This window comes from Pseudomonas sp. F2, assembly GCF_057174385.1.
On sequence record NZ_CM169904.1, the window covers coordinates 3,537,031 to 3,554,533 of the forward strand.

Here is a 17,503-nt window from a genome sequence, read left to right on the forward strand (position 1 = left end):
ATGCCTATCGACCAACTCTTCAGTCTGTATCCGCTGGCCTTTGTGTGCACCGCCCTGCTGCTGGGCCTGGTGGTGGGCAGTTTCCTCAACGTGCTGGTCTGGCGTCTGCCGAAAATGCTCGAGCGCGATTGGCGCCAGCAGGCGCAGGACGTCCTCGGCCTGCCGAGCGAAACGCCACTGCCGACCTACAACCTGATGCTGCCGCACTCCCAGTGTCCGCACTGCGGCCACCGGATTCGGCCGTGGGAAAACATTCCGCTGCTCAGCTACCTGTTGCTGCGCGGACGCTGTTCGGCGTGTACCGCCCCGATCAGCAAACGTTATCCCCTGACCGAACTGGCTTGCGGCCTGCTCTCGGCATTCGTCGCCTGGCATCTGGGGTTCGGCTGGCCGGCCGCCTTGTTGATCGTCCTCACCTGGGGCCTTCTGGCGATGAGCCTGATCGACACCGAACATCAGTTGCTGCCCGATGTGCTGGTGTTGCCGTTGTTGTGGCTGGGGTTGATCGTCAACAGCTTCGGGCTGTTCGTCTCGCTACACGCCGCGCTGTGGGGCGCGGTGGCCGGCTACATGGCGCTGTGGTCGGTGTTCTGGCTGTTCAAGCTGCTGACCGGCAAGGACGGCATCGGCCACGGCGATTTCAAGCTGCTGGCGCTGCTCGGGGCCTGGGGCGGCTGGCAGATTCTGCCGCTGACAATTCTGCTGTCGTCGCTGGTGGGAGCGATTGTCGGGGTGATTCTGCTGCGGCTGCGTGAACAGAAAACCTCGACGCCGATGCCCTTCGGCCCGTATCTGGCAATTGCCGGCTGGATTGCCTTGCTCTGGGGTGGTCAAATAACCGACTTCTATTGGCAGTTTGTCGGTTTGAAATGAATACCCCTGTGGAAAAACCCTGGATTCTCGGCCTGACCGGCGGCATCGGCAGCGGCAAAAGCGCTGCGGCCCAGCACTTCATCGATCTCGGGATCCATGTGGTCGACGCCGATCACGCAGCGCGCTGGGTGGTCGAGCCGGGGCGTCCGGCGCTGGCGAAGATTGCCGAACACTTCGGGCCGAGCGTCCTGCAAGCCGATGGCACGCTGGACCGTGCGGCCCTGCGCAAGTTGATCTTTGAAGTGCCGGAAGAACGCCGCTGGCTCGAAGCCCTGCTGCATCCGTTGATCGCCGAGGAAATCGCTCACCATCTGGCGCTGGCAAAATCGCCTTATGCGATTCTGGTGTCACCGCTGCTGATCGAGTCCGGGCAATACGCGATGACCCAGCGCATCCTGGTGATCGACGCCCCGCAACAATTGCAGATCGAGCGCACCTTGCAGCGCGACCAGACCAGCGAGCAGCAGGTCCAGGCGATCCTCAAGGCCCAGTCGAGCCGCGAAGACCGCGTGAGCCGTGCCGACGATGTGGTGGTCAACGACCGCGACCTCGCCTGGCTGCACAGCGAAGTCGAGCGTCTGCATCACTTTTACCTGACTTTATCCGGAGGCCAAGCATGAGCCCGATCCCAACCGTTGACTGCCCAACCTGCGGCGCCCCCGTGGAATTCACCCCAGAGAACAAATTCCGCCCGTTCTGCTCCGATCGCTGCAAGCTGATCGACCTCGGCGCCTGGGCGTCCGAAGAGCACAAGATTCCGGTCGCTCCGGATGCCGAAGACGAAATGTTCTCCGGCGATTTCGACCCGCGTCACTGATCGCGATCAAGGCCGCATGAAGCCGTAGTCCTGATCGTCGTCGAGGTTTTCCGCGAGAAAGCGCAATTCATCGGCCAGGTCTTCGGCGTTGCGCACCGTCTTGCTCTGCTGCACCACCGCGCTGAGCAAGGCGCGCAAACTCAGGCCCGGATCGAAACCGACCTCCAGCGCCATCTCCAGACTCTGCCGCGTTTCCTGCCTCGCCCACTCGTAAACACTCATGCCGCTGCTCCTGAAGGGATTTGATTGAGCATGAAATGCCGCGAGGGTGACGGATTTGATGTGGATCAAGACTTGGGATCGTCGTCCTTCCACGGCGCCGAAAGGTAGCGGGTGCGGTTGAAGGTCTCCAGCCACTCGGGACTGAACACCACCAGCGCGCTGATCACCATGCCGTTGATGAACGCTTCGGGGAAAATCAGCAGCCACAGGTAGCCGATGAAGTCTTCCAGCCATTCCGGCATGGCAAACAGGCCGTCGTACCACAGCAGGCCCAGGCTCAACGTCAGGCACAACAAGGCCGACAACGCCGCAGCAAAGAATCCGGAACAGAAGATATACACGAACGGATTTCGCGGCTGGGCACGCTCGACGATGATCGCCACGCACTCAGTGATCAACACCGGCAACAGGATCAGCAACGTACCGTTGACCCCGACCGCCAGCAGATCCTGACGCCCGAGCAACACCAACCCCATCTGCGCCACCAGCCCGCCGACAATCGCCAGCGGCCAGTCCAGCAAAAGTGTCACGGCGGTCATGCCGATGAAGTGATAAGAAACCCCGGTGTCGAAATCCCTGCGCACCATCCACAGCAAAAACACGGCGAACACGGTGCCGAACAGCAGGTGCTGACGGCGACTGTCGCTGAACAACTCGACCCACGGCGCACGACAGATCGCCCAGATAAGCACCGGCAGATAGATCAGCCAGCCGACCGTCAGGCTTTGCGATGACAGCAACTCGGCGCCGATCATGGGCGGGCCTTCTCCAGTGCCTCGTGCAGTTGGGCCGCGTCGGTGTACTCATGTTGCTCGAGCAGTCGGCCGTCCTTGAGTTGCAGCCACAGCACCGAGCCTTCGGCGCCGGGATAACGCGACGCCACCCTGCCTTCACGATCAAGCATGACCCGATAGCTGTAGTCACGCATCGCCGGAACCGCGAACATCTTCGCGATCAGCGCCGGCATGCGCTGGATGTCAGCGACGAACACGGCGTGGCGCGCCTCCAGATAGCCTTCTGGCTGGTCTTTCAACGCCTGCTTGATCAGCTTGGCGCCGTCCATGTCGCGCGCCACCAGCAGCGTCGTGGTGCGGTTATCGAGGGTGAACGGCTGATCGTATTGATCCAGCAACGTCCAGGGCGCCAGCCGCTCACCGATTTCCAGCGCCTGGGCCCACAGCGGAATCACAGCCAACACCAGCAGCCAGCGAAATTTCACGTTCATCCCCTCGATTTGGCATTAATGGACGGTTTTCCTCAGTCTACACCGCCCATTGCAACCGCCCACTGACACACATTGCCGCGTGGTGCTTTCAGCTTGTCGCAATTGAACGCTAAGCTTGGGCTTATGGATGACTCAGATTATTTACGCCTGCTCACCATCGCGGCCGAGCAAGCCAACGCGTTCCTGTCCAATGCCCGCAAATGGGAGCGTGAGCGTTGGGTCTGCCAGCGCCTGCTGCAAGGCTTGAACATTCCTTACCGCGCCGATGAGTTTGCCCCTGCTGGCGAGCCGCCGGACGTGCTGTTTCGCGATGCCAATTTCGAAGTGTTTTTCGTGCTCGACGAAGGCCGCCGACTCAACGACGAATGGCGCGACGAACTGCAACGCCGCCGCAGTGCATTTTCCCTCAGCCAACTGGTGCGCCGTGAAGCCAAGCCACGGCGGATCCCGGCCAATGAATTCTTGCTGCGGCTGGCGCCGACCTTGCGCAAAAAAGCGCACAACTACAAGGAACGCGGCATGGATCTGGGCGAACTGGACATCATCGCCTTCGCCAGCCTCAAGCGCGAAGTGCTGGACCTCAACAGCCACTTTCCACCGCCGACCGAATACCTGCGTCAGGGCTGGCGCTCGCTGTCGCTGGTCGGGCCGACCTTCGCCCGGGTGCTGTTCGCGCATCCTGATGCACCGGATTTCCTGCGCAGCAACCTCGGTCGCAGCATCGTCTTCGATGTCGGAATCAGCCTGTGACGCCGCTGCAGCAGTTGATTGCCGACGTCCCGCAGACCGGACGCGTGCGCTGGATCGGCGTGCGCCCCGAGTCTCGCGGGCCAATGATCGAACTCGACGCGGTGGAAGCACGACTGGAGGCCGGACTGACTGGCGATCACGCCCGCCCGGGGGTGCGCAACGCGCGGCAGGTGACGTTGATCCAGTTCGAACACCTGGCCGTGATCAGCGCGTTGATGGGCCGGTCAGAGGATCATCCGGTCAAGCCTGAAGACCTGCGGCGCAATCTGGTCATCAGCGGTATCAATCTGTTTAGTCTCAAGGGTCGGCGCTTTCGCATCGGTCAGGCAATATTCGAGACCACTGGCTGGTGTCAGCCCTGCGCGCGCCTGCAAAACAACCTCGGCCCCGGCACCTTTCAAGCGGTGCGCGGGCATGGCGGAATTACCGCTCGGGTGTTACAAAGCGGGATCATCCGCCTCGACGACGGTGTTTCGGTCGAACCGGTTCCGGCCAGTGGCTATGCTGCGTTCAACCCGGGATAAAAACCGCTGTAGCGTCTCCACCTTCAGCAACGTCTACCTGACGAGGCCTTTATGACCAGCCGCCTGAACCCCGAAGACCAGAAGCATGTCGAAGAGTACCTGCAGTTGTCCCAACACCGTGTCGAGCGCCGGCCTTTCCGGCCGTGGATGCTCCTGGTGCTGGTGCTGGCAGTGACCATTGGTCTGGGCTTGCTGAGCCGACTTATCAGTTACCTGACGCTATGAGCTGCCTGGCGCTCGCTCGGGTAACCGCACCGATTTCCTTTAAAAACCTTGCGAGTTATCCCTATGTCCCATCGTATTGTCATTGTCGGCGGCGGCGCCGGCGGTCTGGAGCTGGCTACCCGTCTGGGTAAGACTCTGGGCAAGCGCGGCACGGCCAGCGTGATGCTGGTCGACGCGAACCTGACGCACATCTGGAAACCCCTGCTGCACGAAGTGGCCGCCGGATCGCTGAACTCTTCCGAAGACGAACTCAACTATGTTGCCCAGGCGAAATGGAACCACTTCGAGTTCCAGCTGGGGCGCATGAGCGGGCTTGATCGGGCGCAGAAGAAAATCCAGCTGGCCGCCACCTACGACGAGAACGGCGTGGAACTGGTACCGGCGCGTGAAGTGCCTTACGACTCGCTGGTGATCAGCGTCGGCAGCACCACCAACGATTTCGGCACCCAGGGCGCGGCGCAGCACTGCCTGTTCCTCGACACCCGCAAACAGGCCGAGCGTTTCCACCAGCAGTTGCTCAACCACTATCTGCGCGCGCACGCCGGACAGACCGATGTGGTCGAGCAGATCAGCGTGGCCATCGTCGGTGCCGGCGCCACGGGTGTCGAGCTGGCGGCAGAACTGCACAACGCGGCGCATGAACTGGCGGCTTATGGTCTGGACCGGATCAAACCGGAGAACATGCACATCACCCTGATCGAAGCCGGCCCGCGAGTGCTGCCAGCCCTGCCGGAACGCATCAGCGGCCCGGTGCACAAGACCCTGGAGAAACTCGGGGTCAATGTCATGACCAATGCGGCGGTCAGCGAAGTGACCGCCGACAGCCTGATCACCGCCGATGGCAACGTGATCAAGGCCAGCCTGAAAGTCTGGGCCGCCGGGATTCGCGCACCGGGCTTCCTCAAAGATATCGACGGTCTGGAAACCAACCGCATCAATCAGCTGCAAGTGCTGCCGACGTTGCAGACCACCCGCGACGAAAACATTTTCGCCTTCGGTGACTGCGCCGCCTGCCCACAGCCGGGTTCGGATCGCAACGTGCCGCCGCGTGCACAAGCCGCACACCAACAGGCATCGTTGCTGGCCAAGTCGCTGAAGCTGCGTATCGAGGGCAAAACCCTGCCGGAGTACAATTACACCGACTACGGCTCGCTGATCTCGCTGTCGCGTTTTTCCGCTGTGGGTAACTTGATGGGCAACCTGACCGGCAGCGTGATGCTCGAAGGCTGGCTGGCGCGGATGTTCTACGTGTCGCTGTACCGCATGCACCAGATGGCGCTGTACGGACCGTTCCGCACGGCGATGCTGATGCTGGGCAGCAAGATCGGTCGAGGTACCGAGCCACGCCTGAAGCTGCACTAAAACCAAAACGTGTGGGAGCTGGCTTGCCAGCGATAGCGGTCAGTCAGTCGGCGATGATGTCGACTGATCCGCCGCTATCGCGGGCAAGCCACGCTCCCACATTGTTTTGTGCAGCTCACAAAATCAGCAGGCTCATTCCTGCAATCGATCACCGCTCATCAGAGCTGAAAGCGGCGCACCATGCCTTGCAGCGCGTTGGCCAGTTGCGACAGTTCGTGGCTCGACGCACGGGTCTGATCGGCACCCGTCGCCGAACGGACCGACAGGTCGCGAATGTTCACCAGATTACGATCCACTTCCCGCGCGACTTGCGCCTGCTCTTCGGCGGCACTGGCGATCACCAGATTACGCTCATGGATCTCATGCACCGAAGCGGTGATGGTTTCCAGCGCCTCCCCGGCGCGCTCGGCCAATGCCAGCGTGGTCGTGGCCCGTGCAGCGCTGGCCTGCATCGAATCCAGCGCCAGGCTTGAACCACTGCGCATGCCCTGCACCATCTGCTCGATCTCCTGCGTCGATTGCTGGGTGCGATAGGCCAGCGCCCGCACTTCGTCGGCGACCACCGCAAAACCTCGCCCACTTTCCCCTGCGCGGGCCGCCTCGATGGCGGCGTTGAGCGCAAGCAGGTTGGTCTGCTCGGCAATGGCACGGATCACATCCAGCACTTTGCCGATGTCCTGTGACTGGTTGGCCAGCGATTGCACCAACTCGCCAGTGTGCTGCACGTCGCTGGCCAGCGCATTGATGGCCGATGCGGTATCACTGACCCGCGCCTGCCCCAGTTGCGCCGACTCACTGGATTGGCGGGTGGCATCGGATGTCGACACGGCATTGCGAGCGACTTCTTCAACGGCTGTGGTCATTTCATTGACCGCCGTCGCTGCCTGTTCGATTTCGTTGTTCTGCTGCTGCAAGCCGTGTGTGCTGTCGACCGTCACCGCGTTGAGTTCATCAGCAGCGCTCGCCAGTTGCGTGGCCGAACCGCTGATGCCTTGCAGCGTTTCCCGCAGGTTTTGCTGCATGGTCGCGAGCGCCTTGAGCAATCGGCTGACTTCATCGTTACCGTGGGTTTCGATCGGCCGGGTCAGGTCGCCCCGGGCCACGCTTTCGGCAGCGCTGACGGCGCTGCTCAGCGGACGGACGATGCTGCGGGTGAGCAACATTGCCAGCGCCACCGTGGCCAGCGCCGCCAGCGCTATGAACAGGCTGACGATGGTGCGCGAGGTCTGGTAGTGGTCAGCGGATTTCTGGCTTTCCGCGGTGACCTGCCTGGCGAACAGATCCGCCAGGTCATTGAGCTGTTTGCCGGAGCCATCGACCACAGTCTTCATATCAATCAGCAACAGTTTGGTCAGTTCGTCACGCTGGCCTTGATCGGCCAGGGTGAAGGATTGCGCGATGCCGGTGCGATAGGCAGCGAAGGTCTTTTTGAACTGGTCATAGAGCTGCTGGCCTTCCGCCGTGGTGACCAGTTTGTCGTAGGCAGCGATCTTCTCGCTCAGTTCTTTGTCGCGGGTGTCCATCTGGCTGCGGTAAGTCGCGATGTTCTGCGGATCCTGATCAAGAGCCATGCGCAGGGAAATCGTACGGATGCGCAACATCAGCTCGCGAATTTCGTCACCGCCGCGAATGCTCGGCAGCCACTGGCTCTCGACCGCGACCTCACTGTCACGAATGCTCGACATCTGCCCCAAGGCAAATACGCCGAGCAACGCCACCAGGACCGCGATCAGGGCAAAACCCAGCGCGGCACGTGGAGCAATATTCAACTGACGAAGCAACATGACGAACGCCCTTATTCTTGTATTGGCCAGATTGAAGGGGCGAACAGTGGCAGCCCCTCTCGTTAGCGGGCTATCGGCAAGTTGTACGATGACTTGAAAGGAATTGTCTGGCGCGAGGACAAAAAAAATCCCCGTATCTTTCGATACGAGGATTTTTAATATGGTCGGGGTAAGGGGATTCGAACTCCTGACATCCTGCTCCCAAAGCAGGCGCGCTACCGGACTGCGCTATACCCCGGTAAAAAAAAGGCGACCTTTCAAAGATCGCCTTCTTCGATCAGCGCTTTTGGCCTCTGATCTTAAGATTCGATCCCAGTGTTACCTGGTTTCAAAAATGGTGGGTCGTGTGGGATTCGAACCTACGACCAATTGGTTAAAAGCCAACTGCTCTACCAACTGAGCTAACGACCCAAAAATGGTCGGGGTAAGGGGATTCGAACTCCTGACATCCTGCTCCCAAAGCAGGCGCGCTACCGGACTGCGCTATACCCCGGTTTGAAATTGGCTCCGTGACCAGGACTCGAACCTGGGACCCAATGATTAACAGTCATTTGCTCTACCGACTGAGCTATCACGGAACTACATATTTCAATTTACAACGGTGAAACTTACAGCTCTTAGACGCCGTTCGCATCGCTGCGTTCGTGTGTCTGAGGCGCGCTATTCTACAACCTAGAACACCTCTGTCAACCCCCTAAATCGCTTTCAAGTTAATGATTTGCAACTTATTTCAGATTTCAGCTCAGTGAGCTGAGATGCTGCAGGTGACTGACTGCGGGGCGCACTTTACAAGCCTTTTCCTTAGAGTTCAACAGCCTAACGAAAAAAAGGCCTCGCAAAGCGAGGCCTTCCTTATTTCATTGGCTTTACCGCTCAGTCGAAAACGATTTCGTCGCTCACGACCTTGCCGGTTGCCGTGTCGCCCGGCAGGAAATGCCCCGACAGGATCAACTGCGCCAACGGGTTTTCGATCCAGCGCTGGATCGCACGTTTGAGCGGACGTGCGCCATACACCGGGTCGTAACCCACGGCAATCAGCTTGTCCATCGCTTCCGGGCTCAGTTCCAGCTTCAGCTCGCGCTCGGCCAGACGACTGCGCAGACGGCCCAGCTGGATCTCGGTAATGCCCGCGATCTGATCCCGCGCCAATGGCTCGAAGATCACCACTTCGTCGACCCGGTTGATGAACTCGGGACGGAAGTGACTGGTCAGCGCGTCCATCACCGCTGCACGCTGCGCCTCACGGTCACCGACCAGTTCCTGGATCTGCGACGAGCCGAGGTTCGAGGTCATGACAATCACGGTATTACGGAAATCCACCGTACGTCCGTGGCTGTCGGTCAGGCGTCCATCCTCCAGCACTTGCAGCAGGATGTTGAACACGTCCGGGTGCGCCTTCTCGACCTCATCCAGCAGGATCACCGAGTAAGGTTTGCGGCGTACCGCTTCGGTCAGGTAACCGCCCTCCTCATAGCCAACATAGCCCGGTGGCGCACCGATCAGCCGCGCCACGGAATGTTTCTCCATGAACTCGGACATGTCGATCCGCACCATTGCCTCTTCCGTATCGAAGAGGAATTCGGCCAGCGCCTTGCACAGCTCGGTTTTACCGACCCCGGTCGGGCCGAGGAACATGAACGAACCGCTCGGACGATTCGGATCCGCCAGCCCGGCACGCGAGCGCCGTACGGCGTTGGCCACCGCGACCACCGCTTCGTCCTGACCGATCACGCGCTGGTGCAACAGGCTTTCCATCTTCATCAGCTTGTCGCGCTCGCCTTCGAGCATTTTCGACACCGGAATGCCGGTCCACTTCGAAACGACTTCGGCGATTTCCTCTTCGGTCACCTTGCTGCGCAGCAACTGGTTTTCGCTCTTGCCGTGTTGGTCGACCATTTGCAGGCTGCGTTCCAGATCCGGGATCACCCCGTACTGCAATTCGGCCATGCGGTTAAGGTCGCCTTTACGGCGCGCGGCTTCCAGTTCCTGACGCGATTGCTCGATCTTTTGCTGAATCTGCGCCGAACCCTGTACCTCGGCTTTTTCCGAGTTCCAGATTTCTTCCAGATCCGAGTACTCACGTTCGAGGCGGACAATTTCTTCCTGGAGTTTTTCCAGGCGTTTCATCGCCGCTTCATCGCTTTCTTTCTTCAGTGCCTGGGATTCAACCTTGAGCTGAATCAACCGACGCTCCAGACGATCGAGCACTTCCGGCTTGGAGTCGATCTCCATGCGGATGCGGCTGGCGGCCTCGTCGATCAGGTCGATGGCCTTGTCCGGCAACTGCCGATCAGTGATGTAGCGATGGCTGAGCTTGGCGGCCGCGATGATCGCACCGTCAGTGATCGCCACCTTATGGTGAACCTCATAACGCTCCTTGAGGCCACGCAGGATCGCGATGGTGTCTTCTTCGCTCGGCTCGTCCACCAGCACTTTCTGGAAGCGCCGTTCGAGGGCCGCATCCTTCTCTATATATTGGCGGTACTCGTTGAGCGTGGTTGCGCCGACGCAGTGCAGCTCACCGCGAGCCAATGCCGGCTTGAGCATGTTGCCGGCATCCATCGAGCCTTCGCCCTTACCGGCGCCGACCATGGTGTGCAGCTCGTCGATGAACAGAATGATCTGCCCTTCCTGCTTCGACAGTTCGTTGAGCAGCGCTTTGAGGCGTTCTTCGAACTCACCGCGATACTTGGCACCGGCAATCAGCGCGCCCATGTCCAGCGACAACAGGCGTTTGCCCTTGAGGCCGTCCGGCACTTCGCCGTTGATGATGCGCTGCGCCAGACCTTCGGCAATCGCGGTCTTACCCACACCAGGCTCACCGATCAGCACCGGGTTGTTCTTGGTGCGACGTTGCAGCACCTGAATGGTACGGCGGATTTCGTCGTCACGGCCGATCACCGGATCGAGCTTGCCGTCTTCGGCGCGCTTGGTCAGGTCGACGGTGTACTTGTCCAGTGCCTGACGCGACTCTTCATGGTTGGCGTCATTCACCGCCTCACCACCGCGCAGGTTGTTGATCGCGTTTTCCAGGGCTTTCTTGCTCACGCCCTGGCCGAGCAGCAGTTTGCCCAGTTTGCTGTTCTCGTCCATCGCGGCGAGCAACACCAGTTCGCTGGAAATGAACTGGTCGCCCTTCTGCTGGGCCAGACGATCAGCCTGATTGAGCAGACGCGCCAGATCCTGCGACATGTTGACGTCGCCGGTCGGGTTCTGAATTTTCGGTAATTGATCGAGCTCTTTGGTCAGTTCTTTGCGCAGGCTGTTGACGTCGAAGCCCACTTGCATGAGCAGAGGTTTGATCGAACCACCCTGCTGTTCAAGCATGGCTTGCATCAAGTGCGCCGGCTCGATGGCCGGATGATCGTGGCCAACGGCCAGGGATTGGGCGTCGGACAACGCCAACTGTAATTTGCTGGTTAAACGGTCTATACGCATGGGGTCACCTTCCTTTTGAGCAGGTCGGACCTAAAAACCATCCTGAATAAAGAAACCTGCCAGATACCACTGTAGATGCGGTCGATTCTGGGAGATTCAAGCGTCGGGAGATTGATGTAGATCAGACAAGCTTAGCGGGTGAGCCAGACAAGGGAGGCAAAGCGCCCCGTGCGCGACGCACGGCGGTAAGAAAAGAAGCGCGGATCGGTCACCGTGCAGAAACCGCCACCATAAACCGCCGTGACACCTTTGGCCGCCAGACGCAGACGCGCCAGCAGATAGATGTCAGCCATGAACTTGCCAGCATTGTGGCTGGGCAAGAAGGCGGCTGCCGCTTCCGGCAGTTGCTTGACGAAGACTTCGCGTACTTCCGGGCCGACTTCAAAGGCTTTCGGGCCGATGGCCGGGCCGAGCCAGACCAGCACGTCCGCCGCAGCGGTGTCGAGATGATCGAGGGTGGCTTCCAGTACGCCCGCCGCCAACCCGCGCCAACCGGCATGGGCCGCCGCGACGCGAGTACCGGCCCGGTTGCAGAACAATGCCGGCAGGCAATCAGCAGTCATCGCCGTGCAGGCAATCCCGGGAGTTGCCGTCCAACTGGCATCGGCGGTGGCCACCACGCCCGGATCAGCATGGGCCACGACAATACCGTGCACTTGCTGCAACCAGGCAGGCTTTATAGAGAAATGTTCGGTCAGACGCCGACGATTCTCGGCGACTGCGTCCGGGCGATCATCGACATGATCGCCCAGATTGAGGCTGTCGAACGGCGCCTCGCTGACACCTCCCTCGCGGGTGGTGACACAGGCCCTGACGCTGGCCGGCGCAGGCCAGTCCGGCGTCAGCCAGTTCATCCGACGAAGGCCTCGCGATCCTGCTTGAGCAAGGTCAGCAGCCAGACGAAATCTTCCGGCAGCGGCGATTCCCAGCTCATGCGCTCACCGGTGGTCGGATGATCCAGCTCAAGGAAGCGCGCGTGCAGCGCCTGACGCGGGAAGTGCTTGAGCGACTCGACCATGGTCGGGTTCGCAGCAGGCGGAATGCGGAAACGCCCGCCGTACGCCGGGTCGCCGACCAACGGGAAGTTGATGTGCGCCATGTGCACACGGATCTGGTGGGTCCGGCCGGTTTCCAGCTTGACCCGCACGTGGGTGTGGGACCGGAAACGCTCCAGCACACGGTAGTGACTGACGGCCGGCTTGCCGCCTTCCATCACGGCCATGCGCTGGCGCTGCTGACCATGGCGACCGATCGGCGCGTTGATCTTGCCCCCGGCGGTCACCACACCGATCACGATGCACTCGTAGATCCGGCTGACACTGCGGCTTTGCAGCTGGGCAACAAGCTTGGTCTGCGCCTGGATGGTCTTGGCCACCACCATCAGACCGGTGGTGTCCTTGTCCAGGCGATGCACGATACCGGCGCGCGGGACATTGATGATGTCCGGAACGTGGTGCAGCAAGGCATTGAGCAAGGTGCCATCGGCGTGGCCGGCAGCCGGGTGCACCACCAGGCCCGCAGGCTTGTTGATCACCAGGATGTCGTCGTCTTCATAGACGATGTCGAGCTCGATGTCCTGGGCGATCCACTCGCCCTGGGCTTCCTGCTCGGCAGTCAGCTCAAGGACGGCACCGCCATGCACGATGTCGCGCGGGCGGATGACCGCCCCGTCCACAGTCAGGCGACCTTCTTTGATCCAGGCGGAAAGGCGCGAGCGTGAGTGCTCAGCGAAGAGTTGGGCGGCGACTTGATCGAGGCGTTGGCCGCCCAAATCGGACGGCACCTCTGCGCGAAGTTCAATTTTATCGGACATGCTCTGACTGGGCGTCGGCACAGCCTTTGGTTTCGGCTGCGCGCTTGTGGTTAAATACGGCGTCTTTTGCCCCGAGGCTTTTCAACGGGGCGCTCATCATAACAGGACGGCCCCGCCCAAGACAGCGGCCGTCATAGGGACGCAAGCCGCCATGCAAGTGAAACACCTGCTGCTGATCGCCATCCTCGCATTGACCGCTGCTTGCTCATCGAAGGAAGTCGTCGACGAAAACCTGAGCGAAGCCGAGCTGTACCAGCAGGCTCAGACCGACCTGGACAACAACAGCTACACCAGCGCCACGGCCAAGCTGAAGGCTCTGGAGTCGCGTTATCCGTTCGGTCGCTACGCGGATCAGGCACAGCTTGAACTGATTTATGCCAACTATAAAAACGCCGAGCCGGAAGCTGCCAAGTCCGCCGCCGAACGTTTTATCCGTTTGCACCCACAGCACCCGAACGTGGACTATGCCTATTACCTCAAGGGGCTGACCTCGTTCGACCAGGACGTCGGCCTGCTGGCGCGCTTCCTGCCGCTGGACATGACCAAGCGTGACCCGGGCGCTGCCCGCGACTCGTACAACGAGTTCGCCCAACTGACCAGCCGCTACCCGAACAGCCGCTACGCGCCGGACGCCAAGCAGCGCATGATCTACCTGCGCAACCTGCTGGCCGCCTACGAAATCCACGTAGCCGACTACTACCTGACCCGTCAGGCCTACGTCGCCGCCGCCAACCGTGGCCGTTATGTAGTGGAAAACTTCCAGGAAACCCCATCGGTCGGCGACGGCCTGGCGGTGATGACCGAGGCTTACCAGCGTCTGCACCTGGACGAACTGGCCGCTACCAGTCTGGAAACCCTGAAACTCAACTACCCGAATCACCCAAGCCTGCAGGACGGTCAGTTCGTGCCTTCGGTTGCCGAAGCCGACAACCGTTCGTGGCTGAGCAAGGCCACTCTTGGCCTGATCGAGTCGCGTCCACCGCTGCCGCCGGGAGAAACCCGCGCCAACCAGGACGTGCAGAAGCAGTTCCAGGACGCGAAAGACGCGATCCCGAACGAGCTCAAGCCTAAAGACGAAAACGGCGACGTGATCGAGGAAGAGCGTCATGAAGCCGAAGGCAACAACGAAGATCGTTCGTGGTTCAGCTACATGACCTTCGGCGTGTTCGACTGATCACATCGGGTACATAAAAAGGGAGATCTGCGGATCTCCCTTTTTTGTGGCGGCGCGTTAATAGTCTGTGCGCCTGCCGGCTCCTTGGCTAAACTGCCGAATCATTAGCCGAAAAGCCGCCCATCATGCTTCGTTTACTGTTCTGGATTGTCCTGATTTTCGCCGCGGTATGGCTGTGGCGCAAATTCAAGGCGCCCGCCTCGTCTGCTCAATCGCCCCGCGAGCAAGACGCCGCACCGATGGTGCGCTGCGCCCACTGCGGCGTGCATCTGCCCCGCGACCGTGCGCTGAACCTTCAGCAACAATGGTATTGCAGCCAGGCTCATCTTGAGCAAGGCCCGGGCGCCAGTGATCGCTGAGGCCGCCAACGCCGACCGTAAACAGGCGCAGCGCCTGCTGCGCCTTTATCATCTTTACCGTTTGAGCGTCGGCATCACGCTGGTGCTGCTGATCTCCAGCAATATGGACAATCGCCTGCTGACGTCGGCCGACGACGATCTGCTGCGCAGTGGCAGCTGGTTGTATCTGGTGCTGAACATCCTGCTGGTGGTGTTTCTGGAAAATACCCGGCGGCCCTCGCAGTTGTTCAGTCTGGCGCTGGTAGATGTGCTGCTGCTGTGCGGTTTGTTCTACGCGGCGGGCGGGGTGGCCAGCGCGATCGGCAACCTGCTGATCGTCTCGGTGGCGATCAGCAACACCTTGCTGCGCCGGCGCATTGGCCTGCTGATTGCCGCCATCGGCGCACTTGGCATTGTCGGCTCAAGCTTCCTGCTGAGCCTGAGCCATCCCCTGAGCGCCAATGACTATCTGCAAGCCGGAACCCTGGGCGCCTTGTGCTTTGCCGCATCGCTGCTGGTCCAGGGTTTGATCCGGCGCCTGGAAGTCAGCGAAAATCTCGCCGAACAGCGCGCCAGCGAAGTCACCAGCCTTGAAGCCCTCAACGCTCTGATTCTGCAACGCATGCGCACCGGCATCCTGGTGCTCGACGAGCAGCGTCGGGTACAGCTGGCCAACCACAGTGCGAAGACCCTGCTGGCCCAGTCGCATCTTGAAGGCCATTTGATCAGCGACTATTCGCCGGCATTGGTCGAGCGCCTGCAACTGTGGCTGAGCAACCCGACCCTGCGCCCGCAGAGCCTGAAGATTCCCGGCAATGGCCTGGAACTGCAACCGAACTTCATCGCCCTCGATCAGAGCCCCAACCAGCAAACCCTGGTGTTCCTCGAAGATCTGGCGCAAGTCGCGCAGCAGGCCCAGCAACTCAAGCTCGCCGCGCTCGGGCGCCTGACCGCCGGCATCTCCCATGAAATCCGCAATCCACTGGGCGCCATCAGTCACGCCGCGCAGCTGCTGGGCGAGTCCGAGGAACTCGATGGTGCGGATCGGCGTCTGACGCAGATCATTCAAGACCACTCCCAGCGCATGAACCGAGTCATCGAAAACGTCCTGCAACTGTCGCGCCGCCAGCAGAGCGCCCCTCAGCGCCTGGATCTCAAGCCATGGCTGGAGCACTTCGTTGCCGAGAGCCGCGAACAGGCGAGCGAGCGGCAGTCGATTCATTTGCGGATCAATTCCGGGGACTTCATCACGTTGATGGATCCGGATCAGCTCACGCAGATTCTCGACAATCTGTTACGTAACGGCTGGCGCCACAGCGCCCTGCTGCACGAGCAGGCCGAGGTCTGGCTGGCGCTGTTCATCGACCCCGAGAGCCAGCTGGCGGTGCTTGAAGTCCAAGACAATGGCCCTGGTGTACCGCTTGATCAACAACCGCATCTGTTCGAACCCTTCTTCACCACCAGCAGCCAGGGCACCGGCCTTGGGCTTTATCTGTCCCGTGAGCTGTGCGAAAGCAACCAGGCGCGCCTAGACTTCAAACCACGCCAAGGCGGCGGCTGCTTTCGCATCACCTTTGCTCACGGACGGAAACAAAGTTGAACACGAGCCCACGGCAAAAAATCCTCATCGTCGACGACGAGCCGGATATCCGCGAACTCCTGGAAATCACCCTGGGACGGATGAAACTCGACACCTTCAGTGCTCGCAACCTCGGCGAAGCCCAGGCGCTGTTACAACGCAATGCGTTCGACCTGTGCCTGACCGACATGCGCCTTCCCGACGGCAGTGGGCTGGACCTGGTGCAGCACATTCAGCAACGTCATCCACAACTGCCAGTGGCGATGATCACCGCCTATGGCAGTCTGGAAACCGCGATCAACGCGTTGAAGGCTGGCGCCTTCGACTTCCTCACCAAGCCGGTTGATCTGACGCGCTTGCGTGAACTGGTCAGCACCGCGTTGCGCATGCCGGCGGTGGGCGGCGCCGGCACGTCGATAGACCGGCGCCTGCTCGGCGACTCGCTGCCCATGCGCGATCTGCGCAAACAGATCGACAAGCTGGCGCGCAGTCAGGCGCCGGTCTACATCAGCGGAGAATCGGGCAGCGGCAAAGAACTGGTCGCACGGCTGATCCACGAACAGGGACCGCGCGCCAGCAAGCCGTTTGTGCCGGTCAATTGCGGGGCGATTCCGTCAGAGCTAATGGAAAGCGAGTTTTTCGGCCATCGCAAGGGCAGCTTCACCGGCGCGGTCGAGGACAAACCCGGGCTGTTCCAGGCCGCGCACGGCGGCACCCTGTTTCTCGACGAGGTGGCGGACCTGCCGCTGGCGATGCAGGTCAAACTGCTGCGGGCGATTCAAGAGAAAGCCGTGCGCAGTGTCGGCGGGCAGCAGGAAGCGGTGGTCGATGTGCGCATTCTCTGTGCTACCCACAAAGATCTTGAGGCCGAGGTCGCCGCCGGGCGCTTTCGCCAGGACCTGTATTACCGCTTGAACGTGATCGAACTGCGTGTGCCGTCCCTGCGCGAACGGCGCGATGACATTCAGGTATTGGCTGCGCACATGCTCCAGCGTCTGGCGGCAGGCAGCGGACGAGCGGCGGCCCGCCTGCACCCTCAGGCGCTTGAGGCGCTGAAGAGCTACCGCTTCCCGGGGAATGTGCGAGAGCTGGAAAACGTCCTCGAACGGGCGCACACGTTGTGTGAAAACCAGTTGATCGAGGCGGCGGACTTACGGCTCAGCGAAGGTAATTGTACGGTTGAGGGCGGCATCGCCGATCTTACCCGGATCGACAACCTTGAGGATTATCTGGAGAACGTCGAGCGCAAGCTGATCCTGCAGGCGCTGGAGGAAACCCGCTGGAATCGCACGGCAGCGGCGCAGCGATTGAGTCTGTCATTTCGCTCGATGCGCTATCGGCTGAAGAAACTCGGGCTGGATTGAGGGCCCCTTCGCGAG

At 60.8% G+C, this 17,503-nt stretch carries 18 protein-coding genes and 4 tRNA genes; 11 read left to right on the forward strand and 11 right to left on the reverse strand.

Annotation, left to right across the window (positions count from 1 at the left end; all coding sequences use genetic code 11):
* The 3 genes from AC193Q_RS15835 to yacG are packed head-to-tail and all read left to right on the forward strand — an operon-like array spanning position 1 to position 1,690.
* Positions 1-873, forward strand: coding sequence for a prepilin peptidase (locus AC193Q_RS15835; RefSeq protein ID WP_476286163.1), 873 nt, complete (start codon positions 1-3; stop codon positions 871-873).
* The gene (gene coaE, locus AC193Q_RS15840) at positions 870-1,493 is read left to right on the forward strand and encodes a dephospho-CoA kinase (protein ID WP_483878595.1); all 624 of its coding nucleotides are present in this window, start codon (positions 870-872) and stop codon (positions 1,491-1,493) included. Before AC193Q_RS15835 ends, coaE begins: the two co-directional genes overlap by 4 nt.
* Positions 1,490-1,690, forward strand: a complete 201-nt coding sequence (yacG, locus tag AC193Q_RS15845; protein WP_007963861.1) for a DNA gyrase inhibitor YacG — start codon at positions 1,490-1,492, stop codon at positions 1,688-1,690. The genes coaE and yacG overlap by 4 nt, the downstream gene beginning before the upstream one ends.
* A 6-nt stretch (positions 1,691-1,696) precedes the next feature.
* On the opposite strand, the gene AC193Q_RS15850 is transcribed toward yacG, so the two are convergent.
* From AC193Q_RS15850 to AC193Q_RS15860, 3 genes are all read right to left on the reverse strand, one after another.
* Positions 1,697-1,912 (reverse strand): hypothetical protein, encoded by a 216-nt coding sequence (locus AC193Q_RS15850; protein WP_041065358.1) that lies wholly within the window; start codon positions 1,910-1,912, stop codon positions 1,697-1,699.
* A 65-nt stretch (positions 1,913-1,977) separates the two neighbouring features.
* Entirely contained in the window at positions 1,978-2,667 is a 690-nt protein-coding gene (locus AC193Q_RS15855; protein ID WP_182402523.1) for an energy-coupling factor ABC transporter permease, read from the reverse strand.
* Complete coding sequence (locus tag AC193Q_RS15860) at positions 2,664-3,131, reverse strand: hypothetical protein (RefSeq protein WP_047296911.1); 468 nt, start codon at positions 3,129-3,131, stop codon at positions 2,664-2,666. Before AC193Q_RS15860 ends, AC193Q_RS15855 begins: the two co-directional genes overlap by 4 nt.
* A gap of 129 nt (positions 3,132-3,260) precedes the next feature.
* Here AC193Q_RS15860 and AC193Q_RS15865 point away from each other — a divergent pair, with 129 nt between their 5' ends.
* The 4 genes from AC193Q_RS15865 to AC193Q_RS15880 all read left to right on the forward strand — a co-directional run bounded on the left by AC193Q_RS15865 (position 3,261) and on the right by AC193Q_RS15880 (position 5,998).
* Positions 3,261-3,887 (forward strand): DUF1780 domain-containing protein, encoded by a 627-nt coding sequence (locus AC193Q_RS15865; RefSeq protein WP_003228301.1) that lies wholly within the window; start codon positions 3,261-3,263, stop codon positions 3,885-3,887.
* On the forward strand, positions 3,884-4,411 hold the full coding sequence (locus AC193Q_RS15870) for an MOSC domain-containing protein (RefSeq protein ID WP_095668292.1): 528 nt from the start codon (positions 3,884-3,886) through the stop codon (positions 4,409-4,411). Before AC193Q_RS15865 ends, AC193Q_RS15870 begins: the two co-directional genes overlap by 4 nt.
* A 51-nt stretch (positions 4,412-4,462) precedes the next feature.
* Entirely contained in the window at positions 4,463-4,636 is a 174-nt protein-coding gene (locus AC193Q_RS15875) for a DUF3094 family protein (RefSeq protein ID WP_003228304.1), read from the forward strand.
* Positions 4,637-4,699: 63 nt separating this feature from the next.
* Positions 4,700-5,998, forward strand: a complete 1,299-nt coding sequence (locus tag AC193Q_RS15880; protein ID WP_483878596.1) for an NAD(P)/FAD-dependent oxidoreductase — start codon at positions 4,700-4,702, stop codon at positions 5,996-5,998.
* Positions 5,999-6,156: 158 nt separating this feature from the next.
* Here AC193Q_RS15880 and AC193Q_RS15885 read toward each other — a convergent pair whose 3' ends face one another.
* The 8 genes from AC193Q_RS15885 to rluD all read right to left on the reverse strand — a co-directional run bounded on the left by AC193Q_RS15885 (position 6,157) and on the right by rluD (position 13,033).
* Entirely contained in the window at positions 6,157-7,782 is a 1,626-nt protein-coding gene (locus tag AC193Q_RS15885) for a methyl-accepting chemotaxis protein (RefSeq protein WP_483878597.1), read from the reverse strand.
* Between the two features lie 161 nt (positions 7,783-7,943).
* Positions 7,944-8,020, reverse strand: a tRNA-Pro gene (locus tag AC193Q_RS15890).
* A gap of 97 nt (positions 8,021-8,117) precedes the next feature.
* A tRNA-Lys gene (locus tag AC193Q_RS15895) sits at positions 8,118-8,193 on the reverse strand.
* 5 nt (positions 8,194-8,198) lie between these two features.
* A tRNA-Pro gene (locus AC193Q_RS15900) sits at positions 8,199-8,275 on the reverse strand.
* A 9-nt stretch (positions 8,276-8,284) separates the two neighbouring features.
* A tRNA-Asn gene (locus AC193Q_RS15905) sits at positions 8,285-8,360 on the reverse strand.
* Between the two features lie 295 nt (positions 8,361-8,655).
* A complete protein-coding gene (gene clpB, locus AC193Q_RS15910) occupies positions 8,656-11,220 on the reverse strand; it encodes an ATP-dependent chaperone ClpB (protein ID WP_047296631.1) in 2,565 nt (854 codons plus the stop codon).
* A 131-nt stretch (positions 11,221-11,351) separates the two neighbouring features.
* Positions 11,352-12,074 (reverse strand): peptidoglycan editing factor PgeF, encoded by a 723-nt coding sequence (pgeF, locus tag AC193Q_RS15915; protein WP_483878598.1) that lies wholly within the window; start codon positions 12,072-12,074, stop codon positions 11,352-11,354.
* A complete protein-coding gene (gene rluD, locus AC193Q_RS15920; protein ID WP_047296633.1) occupies positions 12,071-13,033 on the reverse strand; it encodes a 23S rRNA pseudouridine(1911/1915/1917) synthase RluD in 963 nt (320 codons plus the stop codon). The genes pgeF and rluD overlap by 4 nt, the downstream gene beginning before the upstream one ends.
* A gap of 151 nt (positions 13,034-13,184) precedes the next feature.
* Here rluD and AC193Q_RS15925 point away from each other — a divergent pair, with 151 nt between their 5' ends.
* The 4 genes from AC193Q_RS15925 to AC193Q_RS15940 all read left to right on the forward strand — a co-directional run bounded on the left by AC193Q_RS15925 (position 13,185) and on the right by AC193Q_RS15940 (position 17,488).
* Positions 13,185-14,207, forward strand: a complete 1,023-nt coding sequence (locus AC193Q_RS15925) for an outer membrane protein assembly factor BamD (RefSeq protein ID WP_047296635.1) — start codon at positions 13,185-13,187, stop codon at positions 14,205-14,207.
* 125 nt (positions 14,208-14,332) lie between these two features.
* Positions 14,333-14,566 (forward strand): PP0621 family protein, encoded by a 234-nt coding sequence (locus tag AC193Q_RS15930; protein WP_027612810.1) that lies wholly within the window; start codon positions 14,333-14,335, stop codon positions 14,564-14,566.
* Positions 14,556-16,145, forward strand: a complete 1,590-nt coding sequence (locus AC193Q_RS15935; RefSeq protein WP_047296636.1) for a sensor histidine kinase — start codon at positions 14,556-14,558, stop codon at positions 16,143-16,145. Before AC193Q_RS15930 ends, AC193Q_RS15935 begins: the two co-directional genes overlap by 11 nt.
* Positions 16,142-17,488 (forward strand): sigma-54-dependent transcriptional regulator, encoded by a 1,347-nt coding sequence (locus AC193Q_RS15940; protein ID WP_095668289.1) that lies wholly within the window; start codon positions 16,142-16,144, stop codon positions 17,486-17,488. The genes AC193Q_RS15935 and AC193Q_RS15940 overlap by 4 nt, the downstream gene beginning before the upstream one ends.
* Positions 17,489-17,503: the final 15 nt, after the last annotated feature.

Coding starts and splice junctions, on each gene's coding strand:
- AC193Q_RS15835 (WP_476286163.1), top strand. CDS start 1: ATGCCTATCGACCAACTCTTCAGTCTGTATCCGCTGGCCTTTGTGTGC.
- coaE (WP_483878595.1), top strand. CDS start 870: ATGAATACCCCTGTGGAAAAACCCTGGATTCTCGGCCTGACCGGCGGC.
- yacG (WP_007963861.1), top strand. CDS start 1,490: ATGAGCCCGATCCCAACCGTTGACTGCCCAACCTGCGGCGCCCCCGTG.
- AC193Q_RS15850 (WP_041065358.1), bottom strand. CDS start 1,912: ATGAGTGTTTACGAGTGGGCGAGGCAGGAAACGCGGCAGAGTCTGGAG.
- AC193Q_RS15855 (WP_182402523.1), bottom strand. CDS start 2,667: ATGATCGGCGCCGAGTTGCTGTCATCGCAAAGCCTGACGGTCGGCTGG.
- AC193Q_RS15865 (WP_003228301.1), top strand. CDS start 3,261: ATGGATGACTCAGATTATTTACGCCTGCTCACCATCGCGGCCGAGCAA.
- AC193Q_RS15875 (WP_003228304.1), top strand. CDS start 4,463: ATGACCAGCCGCCTGAACCCCGAAGACCAGAAGCATGTCGAAGAGTAC.
- AC193Q_RS15880 (WP_483878596.1), top strand. CDS start 4,700: ATGTCCCATCGTATTGTCATTGTCGGCGGCGGCGCCGGCGGTCTGGAG.
- AC193Q_RS15885 (WP_483878597.1), bottom strand. CDS start 7,782: ATGTTGCTTCGTCAGTTGAATATTGCTCCACGTGCCGCGCTGGGTTTT.
- clpB (WP_047296631.1), bottom strand. CDS start 11,220: ATGCGTATAGACCGTTTAACCAGCAAATTACAGTTGGCGTTGTCCGAC.
- pgeF (WP_483878598.1), bottom strand. CDS start 12,074: ATGAACTGGCTGACGCCGGACTGGCCTGCGCCGGCCAGCGTCAGGGCC.
- rluD (WP_047296633.1), bottom strand. CDS start 13,033: ATGTCCGATAAAATTGAACTTCGCGCAGAGGTGCCGTCCGATTTGGGC.
- AC193Q_RS15925 (WP_047296635.1), top strand. CDS start 13,185: ATGCAAGTGAAACACCTGCTGCTGATCGCCATCCTCGCATTGACCGCT.
- AC193Q_RS15930 (WP_027612810.1), top strand. CDS start 14,333: ATGCTTCGTTTACTGTTCTGGATTGTCCTGATTTTCGCCGCGGTATGG.